Raw genomic sequence first — 16162 nt, 5'->3', positions numbered from 1 at the left:
CGGTGCCCACACGTTCGACATACTGGCCGGGTGCCTCACCCACCTCGTCGGTGAATACCCGAGTGAAGTGCCGCGGGCTCATCGCCGCCCGTTGGGCCAGTTCTTCGATGGTGTGCGCACCGAAGCCGCGCGTCGTCAGCTGGAAGAGACCGATGACACGGTGGTGGCCATCGCCGCCAGGTGCGGCTTCGGGACCGCAGAAACGATGCGTCGCAATTTCATTCGGCGAGTCGGCGTCCCACCAGACCAATACCGCAAAGCGTTCGCGTAGCACGAAGGAGAACATGATGCCCCAGATCGCTTTCGTCGCCTACCCCGGATTCACCGCGCTGGACATGATCGGCCCGTATGAAGTACTGCGTAATCTGCCAAACGCCGATGTGCGCTTCGTCTGGCACGAAGCCGGACCGATCACCGCCGACTCCGGTGTCCTGGTCATCGGGGCGACACACTCGCTGGCCGAAACAGCCTCACCGGACGTCATTCTGGTACCGGGTGGCCCGTCGACTCCGATCCACGCGCGAGACGAGAAGCTGCTCGAGTGGCTGCGTCAAGCCCACCGCAGCGCCAGTTGGACAACGTCGGTGTGCTCGGGTTCGGTGATTCTGGCAGCGGCTGGGCTTCTGACAGACCGACGCGCGACTTCGCATTGGTTGACCATTCCGGCGCTCAAAGCTTTCGGTGCTGTTCCCGTCGCCGACGAACGCATCGTGCACGAGGGCAACATTGTCACCAGTGCCGGTGTTTCAGCCGGACTCGACCTTGCGTTGTGGCTGGCGGGGCAGATCGGCGGAGAAAACCGTGCCCGGGCAATCCAGCTTGCGATCGAGTACGACCCGCAGCCGCCTTTCGATTCGGGCCATATGTCGAAGGCGTCGACGGTGACGAAGGCCGGTGCCACCGCGCTGTTATCGAAAGACAGCGTGAAACCGGCGAATCTGAAGGCCGCAACGTTGCTCGCATGGGACCAAGCATTGGCGGCCGCGCGGTCACGTGGTCGCAAGGTAGCGCGTTAAGACTGGGGTGCCAGGAACTGGTCGGAGGCGAACTGCCCTCCGGCGCGCAGCCATTCGCTCACGGCTCTCGGGGCGTCACGGTTGGGGTTGTAGATGTCTTCTTCGCTGGAGAACAATCCGTTGCCGGCATAAACCAGCCGAGTCCAATTCGGGAACCAGAACGGCTCACCGTTCGGGTCGGTGGGGTGGTCTAACAAATTCTTGATCAGCAAGACAACAGCGTCGTTGTCGCCGTCGTAGGCGATCCAGTCCGAAGGGAAGCGCATATGCGGGAACGGGGCCATCACGGCAACGATCCAGTCGCGCACTTCTTCGCGACCGTGGAAGACCCCGTAGTGGTGCTCGGTATAAACCACATCCTCGGTGAACAGGTCGGCGAACGGGCGCCAGTCGCCCGAAGCGGAGCAGCCTTCGACGACAGCTGTGTAGTGGTCAACGGCTTGCTCGACTTCAGCTCTGGTGAACTTGCCCATAGCGGACACAGTAGACGTGCGGTAAGGGTCTAACCATGAGTGTCTTGGACCTGTTCAATCTGCGCGGTAAGCGGGCTCTGGTCACCGGAGGCTCGAGCGGCATCGGAAAACAAGTGGCGCTAGCCTATGCCGACGCGGGCGCGGAAGTGGCCGTCGCGGCACGCAATCCGCGCGGTTTGGACGAGGTGGTCGGCGAGATCGCCGCTGCCGGAGGTCGAGCCGTGTCCATCGGCTGCGACGTCACGTCGCCCGACCAAGTCGACGAAATGCTGGATCGAGTGACCGCCGAATTCGGCGGAATCGACATCGCGGTGTGCAATGCCGGCATCATCACCGACACGCCGCTATTGGACATGGCGCCGCAAGAGTTCCAGACAATCCAAAACACCAATGTCACTGGTGTTTTCCTCACCGCCCAGGCCGCGGCCAAGGCCATGGTGCGCCAAGGTGAGGGCGGGGTCATCATCACCACGGCGTCGATGTCGGGTCACATCATCAACGTGCCGCAACACGTCGGCCACTACTGCGCATCCAAAGCGGCCGTCATTCACTTGACCAAGGCGATGGCGGTGGAATTTGCCCAACACAACATACGGGTCAACAGCGTCAGCCCCGGCTACATCCTCACCGAGTTGGTCGAGCCGCTGGCCGACTACCACAGACGCTGGGAGCCGAAAATTCCGGTGGGACGGCTGGGGCGGCCCGAAGAGCTCACCGGTCTCTACATCTATCTGGCCAGCGCCGCGTCTGGTTACATGACCGGTTCCGACATCGTGATCGACGGTGGCTACATCTGTCCCTGAGGCGGTCGGCCACCACGCCCGCTTCCAGTGCGCCAGCTGCGGAGAGGCCGCAGGATGGATCTGGCTCGCCAGCCCGGCTGACGCGGTGAGCGCCACCGGCCGGCCGGCTCTGCAAGCGTTGGCCGAGTTGGACATTTTGGAGCGGCCCGAAGGCCAGGCCGCTCTGGTCGTCGATACCTTCTTCGTCCTGACCAGTCATCCGCTTTCCGGAGACCGCATCGAGCTTGCTGCGCAAGCGATCTCGGACGCCGACGCGTCAGCCCTGTACCGCTTGAGTCATAGTTATGCGCCGTTCCACTGCTCGGAATGTGTGGCGAGTTACTGCGGAAGTCACTGGGTATGGCGCGAATTCGATGACGACCCGTTTAAGGGTATCGAGGGTCACTGCCCTCGTGGGCATTTCCACGTGCTGGCGTACTAAGTCACCCGGCACGGACGGCCGAACCGGGCTCGGACGCCCGCGGAGAACAACGCCCGCAGTGGCTTACCGGCCGGTTGCACCCCGCTTGCGTGCAACAAATCATCGTGCAGTTCGACGATATCCGCAGTCCGCAGTGGCCACGGATCATGCTCGTTGGGTACCCACCACGTCCGGCCTGCCTTGCGCGTATGCGCTCCCCAGCGGGCCGTGAGCCAGATCTCCAATGGTGTCGGCTCGACCACCTCCTCGACCCTGATGCGCAGCAGGCTGCGCAACCCGCGTCGCGGCCAGCGTCGCACGCTTTGATAAGTGATCACGTTGTCCGACTTCGTCATTCGCATCCTGGCCCAGGTGTACGGGATGCCGAGGGCGGTACGCGTGACGGGAACAACGGCCAAGCGCGCAGTATCCAGCGACCGGAAGAGCACACCGTGGCGCCCAGCATCGTCGATGGAATACAGGCGAATGTTGGTTTCGAGGAAGGTACCGACATACGGCAACGGCAGTGCGGGGCCCAGCGTGGTGTCACAGAGCAGGAAGGGAACCAGCGCCACATATGTCATTCCGTCGGCGAAAACGTCGGGCCGGGTTCCGGGCGGGTACATGTGTTCGACACTCTCGGGCCGTACCGGCCAATGCACGAAGGCCAAATCGCGCCAATCCTGATCGAGGATCACCGGACCGGTCAAGGGCGGCGGAGTGACCGGGAATCCCGCTAACCGCGGGCTCATCCTGGCTCGCTCCTCCGTGGGGCCGCGTGCGGCATGTCGTTGCTAGCGGACACCCAGTGTGCCGCTGAGGTATTGGGTGCGGCAGGCCCGCCGCGCCAACTTGCCGCTCGTCGTGCGTGGAATGGCTCCGGCCGGTAGCAATGTCACGTCGGCGACGTCGAGCCCATGGCGTTGGGACACCGCCGCGCGGATCGCCTCGATGGCCGGTGCTGGGTCGGCGCGACCGGTGCCGGCCGCACGCTCGGCCACGATCACCACGACTTGGTTGCCGGCGTCTCCCGGTACGGCGAAGGCTGTGACATATCCGCGCCGGATCATGGGCGAGGCCGCTGCGGTGGTGGCCTCGATGTCTTGCGGGTAGTGGTGGAACCCGTCGACGGTGATCAAGTCGGCGATGCGCCCGGTTATGTAGAGCTCGCCGTCAAGGTAGACCCCGAAATCACCGGTGCGCAACCAACTCCCGTCGAGGTCAGCGCCCTCGGCGTGCCCGCCTTCGATGAGCGGCGATTGCAGCCTGCCGCCGAACGTCGCCCGGGTGTCCTCTGGTCGTCCCCAGTAACCGCGGCCCACGTTGTCGCCCTGCAACCACACTTCACCGACGTGGCCGTCGGGCAATTCGGCACCGGTTGCGGGGTTGACGATGGTGGCCCACAGGCTGCGGGCGACTTGACCACACGACACCTGCGCCACCGCGTTAGGTGCATCGGCGGACACCGGTATGGCCATATTCGCGCCGAGTTGAGTCCGGTCGAGATAAACCACCGATGTCTGCGCGGCATGGTCGATGGTCGCGACCATGAGCGTGGCCTCGGCGATGCCGTAGGAAGGCTTGAATGCCGTTCGCGGTAATCCATAGGGTGCGAACGCCTTCTCGAAAGTCGTCACGGCGTCGATGCTGACCGGTTCGGAACCGATGATCAGCACGACATTGCGCAGATTGACGTCATCACCCTCGGCGGGCAGCCCGCGTTGGGCGGCCCACTCATAGGCGAAGTTCGGTGCCGCGGTGACCACCCGCCCGGTTTTCGATCCTTCCGACAGCGCGTGGATCCACCGCAAGGGTCGGCGGACGAAGGCGGTCGGGGACATCAGTGTGGAGTGACCTCCGTAGACCGCCGGGAAGCCGATCATCGACAGGCCCATGTCGTGGTAGAGCGGTAACCAACTGACGCCGTGGGTGTTCCGGTTGAGCAGGTCGATGGACAGGATCATTTGCACCAGGTTGGTGCCGACCGCGCGGTGAGTGATCTCCACGCCGACCGGTGGCCGTGTCGCGCCGGATGTGTACTGCAGGTGTGAAACGGCGTCGATGTCCAACTCCACGGGGGCGAGCAAATCACCGGCGGAGTCGGGTATCTGGTCGATGACCAAGACCTCGGGCTTGCGCAGACCGACCCGGTTGTTCAAGAAGTTCTCGACTGCGCCTTTGGCCGCCGCCGTGGTCAGCACGGCCGTCGGCTGCGAATCATGCAAGGCGGTGTCGAGGCGTTCAACGTGACCGGGCAATTCGGGAGCGAACAGCGGCACCGCGATGGTGCCGGCTTTGATGGCCGCGTAGAAGCCGGCCACGTAGTGGATACCCTGGGGCGCCAAGATGGCGACGCGCTCGCCAGCACCCGCAAACTGCTGGACGCGGGCACCTATGGCGGCTATCCGCGCTCCGAATTCGGCCCAGGTCACTTCGAACGCGTGACAGTCGCCCGCACCGCTGTAATCGAGGTAGCGGTAGGCGACGGCGTCGCCGACATACTTGATGTTGCGTTCGATCAGGGATATCAGCGTGGTGCCCGGCGGTAGCACGATGGCGCCGTTGCTATCGAGGCAGTCCTCGATCTGCAACAAGCCAGCCCGAACCGACGCGTCCCGACCCATGTTTGCAGTCTATAAAGACCGTCAGCACTCGCCGGGGCACGCACTATGTGTCGCTGAGCACCCTCGACTGGAGTCAGGTCGCCACCGCGAGTGACTAAAGTCCATGCAGGCCAACCTCGCCGAGTAGGAGCATTCGTGGATCCACCCGATCCTGACCGCGCCGCAACGCGCGATGCTGCCCTTGCTCGGGTGCTCGCCTACCGGGAGCGTGGTCGCACCCGGCCGGCGCCGCTGCGCGCTTTCCTCGCCGCACTCGGCGTGGTCTTGTTGGTCGCATCGGTCCCGTTGATCGTGGTGCTTCCAGAGCTGGGCATCCCTGCCCTGCTGATCGCGTTTCGATTGCTGGCGGTCGAAGCTGATTGGGCCGCACGGGCATACGCGTGGACTGATTGGCGATTTGTCCTGTTGCGCCAGTGGTTTAGTCGTCAATCACGATTGACTCGCACGGCCATCTGGGTGGCGCTGCTGCTGCTCCTCGTCGCCCTGGTATGGCTGTTCACCGCGTGGTGAGCGTGCGTGTCTGCGGACCGCCACGCCGTGCGGCGCGTACAAACGGCGCGCCGTTGCGCCAGGACCGGTTACTCGCCGGCGGCGGGCTCGTGCTCGGCGGGATCGTGGTAGGGCGCCCCGAAGTGCGGTACCTGTTGCGGATCGTCTTCGCGAGCCGCCGAGACCGCGTTGGTCAACAGCGGCGCCAACCCCGCAAATGATCCCACGTCGAACAGCAACATCGTCAGCAGCCGGTTGTGTACGTAGCCGAATGCGCTGCCGGTGTCCGGGTCTGCCCACCCCACCGTTCCGCCCAGGCCGATGTGCCCGTATCCGTCCAGAAACCCTGGCACTGGCGAGGATTGATAACCCTGGTGGTAGGTGAAAGGAATCCCGAGGTTGAAGTCGGGCCAAAGCTCGGCCTTCCCCCTCATGTTCGCCACCGCGTCCGAGGACAGCAGCCGGATGCCGTCGATCACGCCGTCGTTGGCCAACGCCGCATAGGTCTTGGCCAATGCGCGCGCCGTGACCACTCCATTGACCGCCGGCAGTTCACCGTCCAAAAACGGCATGTCGTCCTGCAACATCGACAGGATGCCCGGGAAGTAGATCGAGCCGAGCAGACCTGAGAACGAAAGCCCGGCGACCTTGGGCGCGATGAAGTCCAGCAGCGGCGTGGGAATCTTGGCTTGGGGCACCAACGTCTGCGCCACCTTGGTCGGCGCGTCACCCGGCGGGCGGCCGAGGTGCAGGCCGTCGGTGTCGAGCGGACGGGCAAGCTCTTCGCGAAACAATTCGCGCATTCCTTTGCCGGTCACGGCGCGGGCCAGGCCCGACAACAACCAACCGTAGGTGATCGCGTGATACGCCATTTTTCCATGCATTCGATCCAACGGCGCCGCGGCCAGCCGCTCCTCCATCAGGAGGTGATTCATGATCTCGTCTTTGCCGACACCCTTGAGGTGGGAGAGTCCGGCGCGATGGCGTAACACATCGCTGACCGTGATCTCGTCCTTACCGTTGGCTCCGAATTCCGGCCAGTATTCGGCGACCGGAGCGTCATAGGCCAGCAGCCCGCGGTCGACCAATCGGTGAATGATGGTGGCGGCTAAGCCTTTAGTGGCCGAGAAAACCATGGCTGCCGTGTCGGCGGTCCACGCGATCTCACCGCTGCGGTCGGAGTAACCCGTCCACACGTCGACAACCTGTCGACCGTCGATGTACACCGACAGCGCTCCCCCGCCGAACTTGCGTCCCGGGTAGAGCCCAGCAAATGCCCGAATGACCGAAAGAAAACGCGAATCGCACGCACCTTGCACGCCGGACGGTAAGCCATTTTCGGCAGTCAGAACAGACGGTTGCGCCATACCGAGCATGATCGCAGTCCGTCATAGGTCCTGCGCAAGAGTTGCAAAAATCTGGCGGACCAGCGTTCCGGTAGATCCCGGGCCTGCAACTGCGGATCGGGTCCGCGGTAGGGTACGCGGCAGCACTGTTCGGCCATTCTTGGGAGTCAGGCATGTCGGATCGCAAATTCTCGTTCGAAGTCAACAAGACCAGTAATGCGTCCGCGGCGACCTTGTTTCGCCTGGTGACCGATGGTGGCAACTGGGCCAAGTGGGCCAAGCCGATCGTCGTCACGTCAAGCTGGGTGCGACAGGGGGATCCACCGCCCGGTGGTGTGGGAGCGATTCGAAAACTCGGCATGTGGCCGGTGTTCGTACAAGAGGAGACCATCGAATACGAGCAGGATCGTCGTCACGTCTACAAGCTGGTCGGGACGACAACCCCGGTAACGGACTACCTTGCAGAAGTGGTTCTCACCGCGAATCGGGCTGGCGGGACCGACATTCGGTGGAGCGGCTCGTTCACCGAGAAAGTGCGCGGGACGGGTCCTCTGATGCGTGGGGCGCTGGGCGGCGCGGTCAAATACTTCGCGGGACAATTGGTGAAGGCAGCTGAACGCGAGTCGAATTAAGGCGCAGCGACGGCCATTGTCGCAGAAGTGTTGACTGACAGGGTTTTCGGCGGTCACGGAACAAAATGGCGGACCGTCGCTGAGCAATGAATGACTGAAGTGGATTCGATCGCCATCGGCAATCTGGATTAATGCGGGCAAATGGCGCAGGATGAAGTCGAGACACCGAAAGTCGATGGTGCCCACGGTGCGGCGGTGAAGTTCGGTCGCTGTGAAGAGGTGAACGAATGAAGAGATTCGCCATTTTCGGCATACTCGCAACCGCATGGCTAGGTTTGTGGGTACCGCCAGCGCATGCGGATATCGGCGGCAACGTACCCGGGCCCGGATTATGCGACTACCCCGGCGTAGGGGGATCCGGCATGGAGATGGGGGTCTATCACTACTGGTGCGACTTCCCGGTCGAAGAGAACGGCAGTCGCTGGCACTGCGAGTACGGCGGCGGTGCTGTGCAGGCGACCGGCGGCATCAGCATCTTCGCGTTCAACGCCTCGGTCATTGCTCCGATGGGGGCGTTGGAAGGTACTTGTTCCTTCCGCTGCCCCGATGGGTCGCTGTCGGCCGCGCCGAACCCGCCTGGCGCGTGGAAGAACGCGCTCACCTCGAAAAAATGTGTCCCGCTGGAAGTTGCGCCGGTATCTGAACCGAATGAGGGGCTGCCGCCGTGGCCGGGACAACTTCCCGGTGTGACAAATCCGGCCACCCCGAACCCGGTAACCACGGAAAACCCCTGAGGGCTGTAGCGCTGCGAGGAGGCTTTCGCTCGCCGAGGTCAAACGGGATTACTGGGCTGTTTCTCGCTTTCATACTTCTGGGTCATGTGCTCGATAGCCTGCAGCTGGGTCTGCGCCAGCTGGTCGCGAGCTTGACCGGCGCGCGTAGCGGCATCCAGCGTCGGTTGGGCCAGACCCTGAAAGTGCGGCATCACTTCGGCGGCGAACAGTTCAGCCGACCGTTTGGTGGCCGCCGGATTGGCCCATTCATGGTGCATTTGCAGCATGCAGCCGAAACCGCCGGACTGATCCCACAAACGCTGCACCTGCGCGCGCGCTTGTTCCGGCGTACCGATCACCCCCGCCCCGTTTCCGTTGATGACGTCAATCATCTCGTCGAGTTGGTCGCCGGGCATGGTCATCTGGGGGAAGGCCGCTACCTTCTGAAAGTAGTTGAACCAGGGGGCAATCCCGAATTTGACGTCCGCGCGTGCCTGGGCCTCGGTCTCAGCGACGTGAAATGGTCCCACCAGCGTCCAGTTCTTCCGGTCGACGTGTGTGCCGAACGCAGCCGCGCGCTCTTCGACGATGTTCCAGTGGTAGGCGAGCGCATCGAAGCCTTCGATAACCAGGGTCGCCCCGATGGAAAGCAGGCCGATGCCGTGCTTGCCGGCCAACCGGGCTCCGGTCGGCGACGCGACCCCCGCAACAGCCAGTGGGATTCCCCCGTCACTGTACGGCGCGAGTTGTAGCTGCGCGTCGAAGAGTTGGTGCGTCGGGGTCTTCGCCGTCACCGTTTCCCCCGCCAGTAGCCGCACGACGATGTCGAGGTTGGTTTCCAGCAACTCCCTGGTATCGGTGGGAGTCAGCCCGATCATCGCTGAATCGGTGGGCAGCGATCCTGGGCCAACTCCCCCGATGACGCGACCATGGGTGAGGTGGTCGAGCAACATCAGCCGATCGGCGACCCAAAGCGGGTTGTGGTACGACAGCGAAATGACGCCGGTGCCAAAGCGGATGCGTTTGGCCCTTTCCGCCGCCGCCGCGATGAATATCTCCGGAGAACTGATGATCTCGCTGCCCGCCGAGTGATGTTCACCAGCCACACTTCGTCAAAGCCCAATGCATCGAGGTGTTCGATGAATTCCAGATCTCGTTGGAGGGCCAACGTCGGGTTGGTGCCGGCGCGGTGAAACGGAGCGATGAAATATCCGAACCTCAGCTTGGCCATGCGGGGCTCCCTTGCGATCGGCTTGACCGACCTTAACCCCTGAAGATCGCTTCCAGGTCAGGACCGCCGCAGCCGATGGGGCCGGCCCAAGCCCCGGCCCCATCGGCGTTGGAAGTTCTATCGACGAGCTCGCTCGATCACGGGATGCTGCCGCAGATATTGCCCACGCAGCCGCCGCCACCGCCTGGTCCGCCGCCGCCGCCGCCGACCCCAGGAATCTGGCCGCCTCCGCCGCCGGGTCCGCCGCCACCGGTCGGTCCGCCGGGCACGCCGCCGCCGCCGCCACCGGGCCCGCCGCCACCGGTCGGTCCGCCGGGCACGCCGCCGCCGCCGCCACCGGGTCCACCGCCACCGGAAGGACCGCCGGGCGCACCGCCGCCGCCGGTGCCCGGTGCGGTCTCGGACGGGCCGACGCTAGAGGGTGCGGTTTGTGTCGTAGTTGTGGTCGTCGGGGTTGTGCTGCTGCTAGGACCCTTGTTGTCGCCACCGCCACAAGCTACGGCCATGACAAGCATGGCGCCGCCACCCAGAAGCGCGAAGGTTGTCCTGGCTTCAGATCTCATCAGATTCACCAATCTCCACTGGACGTCGCAGGGGTACCTGTCCTGATACCCGGTTGGTGGTAGACGGAAACGGGCGAGGCGAAGTGCCTGCCAATGCGGTCGCGCCGCGCGCCCGTGCACGTCCGCCTTTCCGGGAGGATTGTTATTTCACGGCCTCGCTGGGGCAATTCGTGAGCTGAATATGACCGCCTAGCCGTTGTCAAAGATTTGGACGTCAACTGCGAATGCTGCGAGGCGGCCGGCCGGTTGAATCTTTTGTCCCACATGGGCATGTCGGATTTCGCGCATATCCAATGTTGACATTGAGCGCGGATCACACGCTCCATTTGTGGAATGTAAACCGTTTAGGCATCAGGTAGCTGCTTTTATCACGGTCCGGTAACGGTTCTATCTCGGGTCAATAAAGCTGCTTTTTTGCAATCACGTTCGGCACGTAGCTTGTGCGCTACAGATCAGCTTGGCTCAAGGCCGACAAACGCGGACCGGCCGGTTGTCGTCCGATGCCACCTGGCGTGCTGCCAGACCCGAGAGAGGTTGTGCGATGAGCTTTCTTGCGCTGCCCCCTGAGACCAATTCGGCGCGGATATTCACCGGCGCGGGATCCCAACCGTTGCTGGCAGCCGCGGCCGCCTGGGACGGGCTCGCCGATGAACTAGCTTCAGCCGCATCGTCTTTCGTGTCGGTAACTTCCGGACTTGTCAATGGCGCGTGGCAGGGACCAGCGGCAGCGGCGATGGCAGCCGCGGCTGCTCCCTACGCGGGGTGGCTCAGCGCCTCGGCCGCTCATGCCGGACACGCAGCTGCCCAGGCCCAGGCGATGGTGGCGGAGTTCGAGGCTGCCCAAGCTGCGATGGTTCACCCGGGAGTGGTGGCGGCCAATCGCGATTCGCTTGTCTCCCTTGTCGTTACGAACCTCTTCGGGCAGAACGCGCCGGCGATCGCCGCAGCCGAGGGTCTCTACGAGGAGATGTGGGCGCTGGATGTGGCGGCCATGGCCGCATACCACTCGGGAGCCTCGACGATAGTCTCGGCGCTGACGCCGTTCACCCAACCGCTCCCGCATCTGGCCGGATTGGCCGCACCACTGGCGGGCGCGCCCGCCGGTCTGCTCGAACCCAGCCCGACGGCGGCAGCCACGCCGGTCCTGACCGCAGGCCGTGTCCTCGCGGTGAACCTCGGTCTGGGCAATGTCGGCGGTGCCAATATCGGCAACGCCAACGTCGGGTCCATCAACCTCGGCAGCGGAAACCTCGGCAGTCTCAACCTCGGCTCCGGCAACGCCGGGAGCTCGAATGTCGGCTTCGCCAACCTCGGCAACATCAACTTCGGTCTTGGCAACCTCGGCGTGGGCAACTTCGGCTTCGGCAACGCAGGAACGTCGAACATCGGCTTCGCCAACTCGGGAATCGGCAACTTCGGGTTCGGAAATACCGGCAGCAACAACGTCGGCATCGGTCTCACCGGCAACGGCCAAATCGGTATCGGAGGACTCAATTCGGGCAGCGGCAACCTGGGACTGTTCAACTCAGGGAACGGGAATATCGGATTCTTCAACTCGGGTAACGGAAACTTCGGCATCGGAAACGCCGGTGACTTCAACACCGGTTTCGTCAGTTCCGGACACGGCAACACCGGGTTCCTCAACGCCGGTTCCTTCAACACCGGCCTGTGCAACGTCGGCAACGCCAACACCGGCAGCTTCAATGTCGGCAGCTTCAACATGGGGGACTTCAATCCGGGCGCGTCGAACACCGGTCAGTTCAACACCGGCAACGCCAACACCGGGGTCTTCAACATCGGTGATCTCAACACGGGTGCCCTCAATACGGGCACCGGCAACAATGGCGTGTTGAACACCGGCGACCTGAACAATGGGGTGTTCTACCGCGGCGTCGGCCAAGGCAACCTGCACTTCACCATTGCCACACCGGACTTGACCTTGCCGCCCCTCGAGATACCCGGGACATCCATCCCAGCGTTCAGCCTGCCGGCGTTGAGCATTCCCTCGTTGTCGGTTCCGTCGGTGTCGATTCCGGCGGGGACGGTGTTGGGTGCGTTCGATCTGCCGGCGTTGAGCATTCCGCCGTTGTCGATTCCGTCGGTGTCGATTCCGGCGGGCACGGTGTTGGGTGCGTTCAACCTGCCCGCGTTGACCATCCCCTCAGTGACGATTCCATCGGTGTCGATCCCGGCCGGGACGGCGTTGGGCGCCTTCGATTTGCCTGGACTACACACCCCGCCGATTTCCGTTGGTGGAATAACCACGGGCACCTTCTTCACGCCGGGCATCTCCACAGTGGCCAACTCCGGTGTGATCACCTTGCCCTCGTTCACGCTCAACGGCATCTCGATATCCGACTTGGTTCTGTTCCTCCCCAACAACTTCGCCGCACTGCAGACGGGCATCATCGACGTTTACCCGCAGATCGGTGGAACTCGCATTGTGGCGTGGCTTCCTCCGTTCCCCCCGATCTACGACAGCACCCCGGCCTATGTCAGCACCGGCAACATCACCATCGGCGGTGGACAGATCAACGGATTCGGCTTCTCGCTGCCCCGCCTAGCGGTCGACGGGTTCACCCTGCCCAGCTTCACCGTTCCCGGCATCACCGTCGACCCCATCCATGTCAACGGCTTCACCTTGCCGGATATCACGACGCCGGCGTTCACGACTCCGCCGTTGAACATCGGCCCGATCGGTGCGGGCGTGTTCACCCTGCCCGACATCATGACGCCCGCATTCACGACTCCGGCCTTGACTATCGGTCCGATTGGCGCGGGCGGATTTACGCTGCCCGACATCGTCACCCCAGCGTTCAGCACTCCGGCACTGCAGCTCAATCCGATCGGCGTCAGTGGCTTCACCCTGCCCGATATCACTACTCCGTCGATCACAACTCCCCCGATGACCATCGATCCGATTGGGGTCGCGGGCTTCACGTTGCCGAACATCACCGTCCCGGAGTTCACCTTCCCGGGCCTGAGGATTGATCCGATCGGCCTGAGCGCGTTCTCGTTACCGGACGTCACCACCGCGCCGTTCACCCTGCCGCCGTTCAGCATTCCGCCGATCGGGTTGTCGGCATTCACCACGCCGCCGCTGACCATCCCGAGTATTCACTTGCCCGCAACAGTCCTCGGCGGATTCGACGTGCCCGCGGGCCCAGGCTTGCTGAACTCGAGCACAGCACCGTCCTCCGGCTTCTTCAACACTGGCGTAGGCGGCAATTCCGGCTTTGCCAACAACGGTGCCGGTCTGTCCGGCTGGTTCAACACCAACCCGGTCGGTCTGTTCGGCGGCTCGGGCTATCAAAACTACGGCGGAGTCCTGTCCGGCTTCTCGAATCTGGGCAGCGGCGTCTCCGGATTCGCCAACGCCGGTGTCCTACCTTTCCCCGTGGAAAGCTTCGTATCCGGGTTCGCCAACATCGGCCACAACCTGTCGGGCCTGTTCCTCCGCGGCACGACGTTGTAGCCGCGGCGCTAATCCTCTTTGGTGATCAGCCGGCGCAGCGCCACGCGGTCGGGAGTCAGCAGCTCGGCGATCCGCGGGCGGTTCACCTCGGCGACGATGATTTCACCGACCTCCTGGTACACCTCGCTGAAAATGCCATGGGACTTCATCTTTGAGGTCTGATACAAGTTGTCCTCGGTCGGCGATACGTAATACACCGCATCGGCCTTGAATCGATGTACCAACCAGAGGTGAATCAGGGTCATCAGCCGCTTCTGGCGCAACTTCTCGGCAAAGGTGTTCTGGTCGCGCACCTGCAGAATGCTGCGCCCATGCCGGTCCTTGATCGGGTCGACGACCACATTGGCCAGCTGCTCGCCGTTAGCGCCGTGAATCCCCAATTCGAGCACATCCGAGCCAGGGCGGCGAGGACGTAACTGCACCGACAGCTTCTCGCCCAGCTGGTAGTGATCGCTCCACAGCGCCAGCCACTCCTCCAGCAACTTCTTGGGCACCTCGGTCTGTACCAGGTGCTGGTGCTGAGTCGAGCCCTTGCCCATGGATTTGGTCGTCGCCGTCCGGCCCGAAGAGGCCGCCAGCGCCGCATCGCTACGCGGCCCGCCGACCAACGTTTGCGGCGTGCGATACGGCGACTCGACCAGGCGCATCTTGCGTTGCAGACGTGCCAGCGCGAGCATGCCGTCTTGGCGCAGCGAGCCGGCGAACTCCTCGGCGGCAACACCGTCGATCTGGTGCCCGCCGTAGGTGATGAAGTTGAAAACGAAGCCCATCTTCCCCAATTCCTCGGGGAACTGGCGCATTTCCTCGTCGGTCATGCCGGTGGTGTCCCAGTTGAACGACGGTGACAGGTTGTATGCCAGCATCTGGTTGGGAAACTCCGCATGGATCGCCTCGGCGAACTGGCGCGCGTCGGCCAGATCGGCGGTCTTGGTCTCCATCCAAAGGATGTCGGCAAACGGTGCCGCAGCCAACGACTTGGCGATGGCATACGGGATGCCGCCGCGGATCTGGTAGTAGCCCTCGGGAGTTTTGGCCAACTCGCAGTCCCATCCCGGATCGACGCCCATCTGCTTCGCCTTCTGGCGAGCGGAGAATAACGAGGCCCGGCTGGCGAACTGCCGCCACTCTTCGGCGCTCATGCCGACCGGTTCACCTTCGCTCTCCCCGAACGCCAGTACGTCGGCGACAGCCTCGCCGTAGGTCATCAATCCGGCGTCGTCTTCCCAGGCCGCCACGAACCGGGACTCCACCTGGTCGTAGAAGTCGTCGATGTTCTCCTGGCCGTTGTCTCGCCAAGAGTTGACCGCGTCGGAGATCACGCCCATGATGCCCTGGCGTTCGAGCCAGGCAGTGGCGCCGGCGTACTCGTCTTCGGCCATCGCATAAAGCAGATGACCGTTGAGTTCTTTGGCACCCAACTCGTAGAACCGCCGCATCATCGCCAGGAAACAGGCTTTATAGGACGGAATGTTGAGGTTGGTGGCGCCGAGCAGGAAGGGCTGGTCGCGCTCGTCGGCACGGCTGTCAAGCAAGTTGGCCGCTTCGGCGTCGGTACGGGCGACGATGATGCCCGGCACCCGCATGACATCGAGCTGGAAACGGGCGGCGTTCAGACGCTTGATCTGCTCATCGGAAGGCACCAGCACTTTTCCGCCTTGGTGGCCACACTTCTTGGTGCCCGGACGTTGGTCTTCGATGTGATACCCCGGCACGCCGATCTCGACGAAGCGGCGAATCAGGTTGCGCACGTGCGGATCACCACCGTGACCGGTGTCCGCGTCGGCGATGATGAACGGCCGGAAGTCGTAATTCGGCACCACGGCACGCTGGCTTTCACTCATGTGCAGCCGCTGATACTCCTGATTGCGGTCGGCGGTGAGCAGCGCACGCACCAGCACCGCGGCATCATCGGGCACTTGGCTGAGTGGATAGCTGGCCAGGTCCGGTCCGGGATCTTCGTTGGTTGAGCCCTTGGCGGAGGTGGCCCACCCGCCCAGATAGATGGCCTCGATGCCCATCCGCTTCATGGTCACGGCCTGACCCGGTGAGTACGGGCCGAAGGTGGTGATGCTCTTGCCGGCCGCGAACAGTTCGCGCAGACGCTCATAGAACGGACCTGCCGCTTCACGAGCCACGGTGTAGTCGTTGGGGATCGTGCCGCGCTGCTCGACGACTTGGCGGGCGGTATAAAGCCGGATTTTCCCGTCGAAGCGTGGGCTGTCGAAGTATTCCTGCGTGGCGGCCACGTCCCGCTGAAATTGCTGCTCGAAGGGTGATTGGACGTCAGTGTCCGTTTCGGCGATGGCCATGGCCCTACGCTCCTTCTTCGCCCCGATTCCCCTGACTGACCGAGTGTAGCCCCGATCAAGTGAGCTAAATCACCCTACCGGCCGCGGG

Annotated in this window: 13 protein-coding genes and 3 pseudogenes; 8 read left to right on the top strand and 8 right to left on the bottom strand. The window is 63.4% G+C overall.

Annotated elements, in window-relative coordinates:
* A pseudogene (locus A9W95_RS26760) lies at positions 1-82 on the bottom strand (hypothetical protein); the annotation flags it as partial.
* Between the two features lie 30 nt (positions 83-112).
* Between A9W95_RS26760 and A9W95_RS26050 the strand changes: the two are divergent.
* Together A9W95_RS26050 and A9W95_RS07465 are read left to right on the top strand one after the other, a co-directional pair.
* Positions 113-271: pseudogene (locus tag A9W95_RS26050) on the top strand (helix-turn-helix domain-containing protein); the annotation flags it as partial.
* A gap of 13 nt (positions 272-284) precedes the next feature.
* Positions 285-1016 carry a DJ-1/PfpI family protein gene (locus tag A9W95_RS07465; protein WP_371328034.1) on the top strand — a complete coding sequence of 244 codons (732 nt, stop codon included), beginning with the start codon at positions 285-287 and terminating at the stop codon, positions 1014-1016.
* On the opposite strand, the gene A9W95_RS07460 is transcribed toward A9W95_RS07465, so the two are convergent.
* Positions 1013-1489, bottom strand: a complete 477-nt coding sequence (locus A9W95_RS07460) for a nuclear transport factor 2 family protein (RefSeq protein WP_067410296.1) — start codon at positions 1487-1489, stop codon at positions 1013-1015. The genes A9W95_RS07465 and A9W95_RS07460 overlap by 4 nt on opposite strands.
* A gap of 35 nt (positions 1490-1524) precedes the next feature.
* Here A9W95_RS07460 and A9W95_RS07455 point away from each other — a divergent pair, with 35 nt between their 5' ends.
* Both A9W95_RS07455 and A9W95_RS07450 read left to right on the top strand, forming a co-directional pair.
* A complete protein-coding gene (locus A9W95_RS07455; protein WP_067410293.1) occupies positions 1525-2292 on the top strand; it encodes an SDR family oxidoreductase in 768 nt (255 codons plus the stop codon).
* On the top strand, positions 2273-2713 hold the full coding sequence (locus A9W95_RS07450; protein WP_067410291.1) for a hypothetical protein: 441 nt from the start codon (positions 2273-2275) through the stop codon (positions 2711-2713). The genes A9W95_RS07455 and A9W95_RS07450 overlap by 20 nt, the downstream gene beginning before the upstream one ends.
* On the opposite strand, the gene A9W95_RS07445 is transcribed toward A9W95_RS07450, so the two are convergent.
* Positions 2710-3444 (bottom strand): YqjF family protein, encoded by a 735-nt coding sequence (locus A9W95_RS07445; RefSeq protein WP_067410288.1) that lies wholly within the window; start codon positions 3442-3444, stop codon positions 2710-2712. The genes A9W95_RS07450 and A9W95_RS07445 overlap by 4 nt on opposite strands.
* Positions 3445-3486: 42 nt before the next feature.
* A complete protein-coding gene (locus tag A9W95_RS07440) occupies positions 3487-5316 on the bottom strand; it encodes a fatty acyl-AMP ligase (protein ID WP_067410286.1) in 1830 nt (609 codons plus the stop codon).
* 135 nt (positions 5317-5451) lie between these two features.
* On the opposite strand from A9W95_RS07440, the gene A9W95_RS07435 reads away from it, so the two are divergent.
* Complete coding sequence (locus tag A9W95_RS07435; RefSeq protein WP_067410283.1) at positions 5452-5826, top strand: hypothetical protein; 375 nt, start codon at positions 5452-5454, stop codon at positions 5824-5826.
* A gap of 68 nt (positions 5827-5894) precedes the next feature.
* On the opposite strand, the gene lipD is transcribed toward A9W95_RS07435, so the two are convergent.
* Positions 5895-7172 carry a lipase LipD gene (gene lipD, locus A9W95_RS07430; protein WP_067410280.1) on the bottom strand — a complete coding sequence of 426 codons (1278 nt, stop codon included), beginning with the start codon at positions 7170-7172 and terminating at the stop codon, positions 5895-5897.
* Between the two features lie 152 nt (positions 7173-7324).
* Here lipD and A9W95_RS07425 point away from each other — a divergent pair, with 152 nt between their 5' ends.
* Positions 7325-7783: an SRPBCC family protein gene (locus A9W95_RS07425; RefSeq protein ID WP_067410277.1), complete on the top strand. Its 459-nt coding sequence runs from the start codon at positions 7325-7327 to the stop codon at positions 7781-7783.
* A gap of 227 nt (positions 7784-8010) precedes the next feature.
* On the top strand, positions 8011-8517 hold the full coding sequence (locus tag A9W95_RS07420) for a hypothetical protein (protein WP_156746059.1): 507 nt from the start codon (positions 8011-8013) through the stop codon (positions 8515-8517).
* 38 nt (positions 8518-8555) lie between these two features.
* On the opposite strand, the pseudogene A9W95_RS07415 reads toward A9W95_RS07420, so the two are convergent.
* Together A9W95_RS07415 and A9W95_RS27465 are read right to left on the bottom strand one after the other, a co-directional pair.
* Positions 8556-9727: pseudogene (locus A9W95_RS07415) on the bottom strand (LLM class flavin-dependent oxidoreductase).
* A 137-nt stretch (positions 9728-9864) separates the two neighbouring features.
* Positions 9865-10290 (bottom strand): hypothetical protein, encoded by a 426-nt coding sequence (locus A9W95_RS27465; protein ID WP_067410272.1) that lies wholly within the window; start codon positions 10288-10290, stop codon positions 9865-9867.
* A gap of 541 nt (positions 10291-10831) precedes the next feature.
* On the opposite strand from A9W95_RS27465, the gene A9W95_RS07405 reads away from it, so the two are divergent.
* Complete coding sequence (locus tag A9W95_RS07405; RefSeq protein ID WP_067410270.1) at positions 10832-13765, top strand: PPE family protein; 2934 nt, start codon at positions 10832-10834, stop codon at positions 13763-13765.
* 8 nt (positions 13766-13773) lie between these two features.
* Here A9W95_RS07405 and aceA read toward each other — a convergent pair whose 3' ends face one another.
* Positions 13774-16074, bottom strand: coding sequence for an isocitrate lyase ICL2 (gene aceA / locus A9W95_RS07400; protein WP_067410267.1), 2301 nt, complete (start codon positions 16072-16074; stop codon positions 13774-13776).
* Positions 16075-16162: the final 88 nt, after the last annotated feature.

The sequence above is a fragment of the Mycobacterium sp. 1423905.2 genome (assembly GCF_001673155.1).
Taxonomy (GTDB): Bacteria; Actinomycetota; Actinomycetes; order Mycobacteriales; family Mycobacteriaceae; genus Mycobacterium.
Note: the sequence above shows the minus strand (reverse complement) of the source record. Positions and strands in the feature narration are given on the sequence as shown.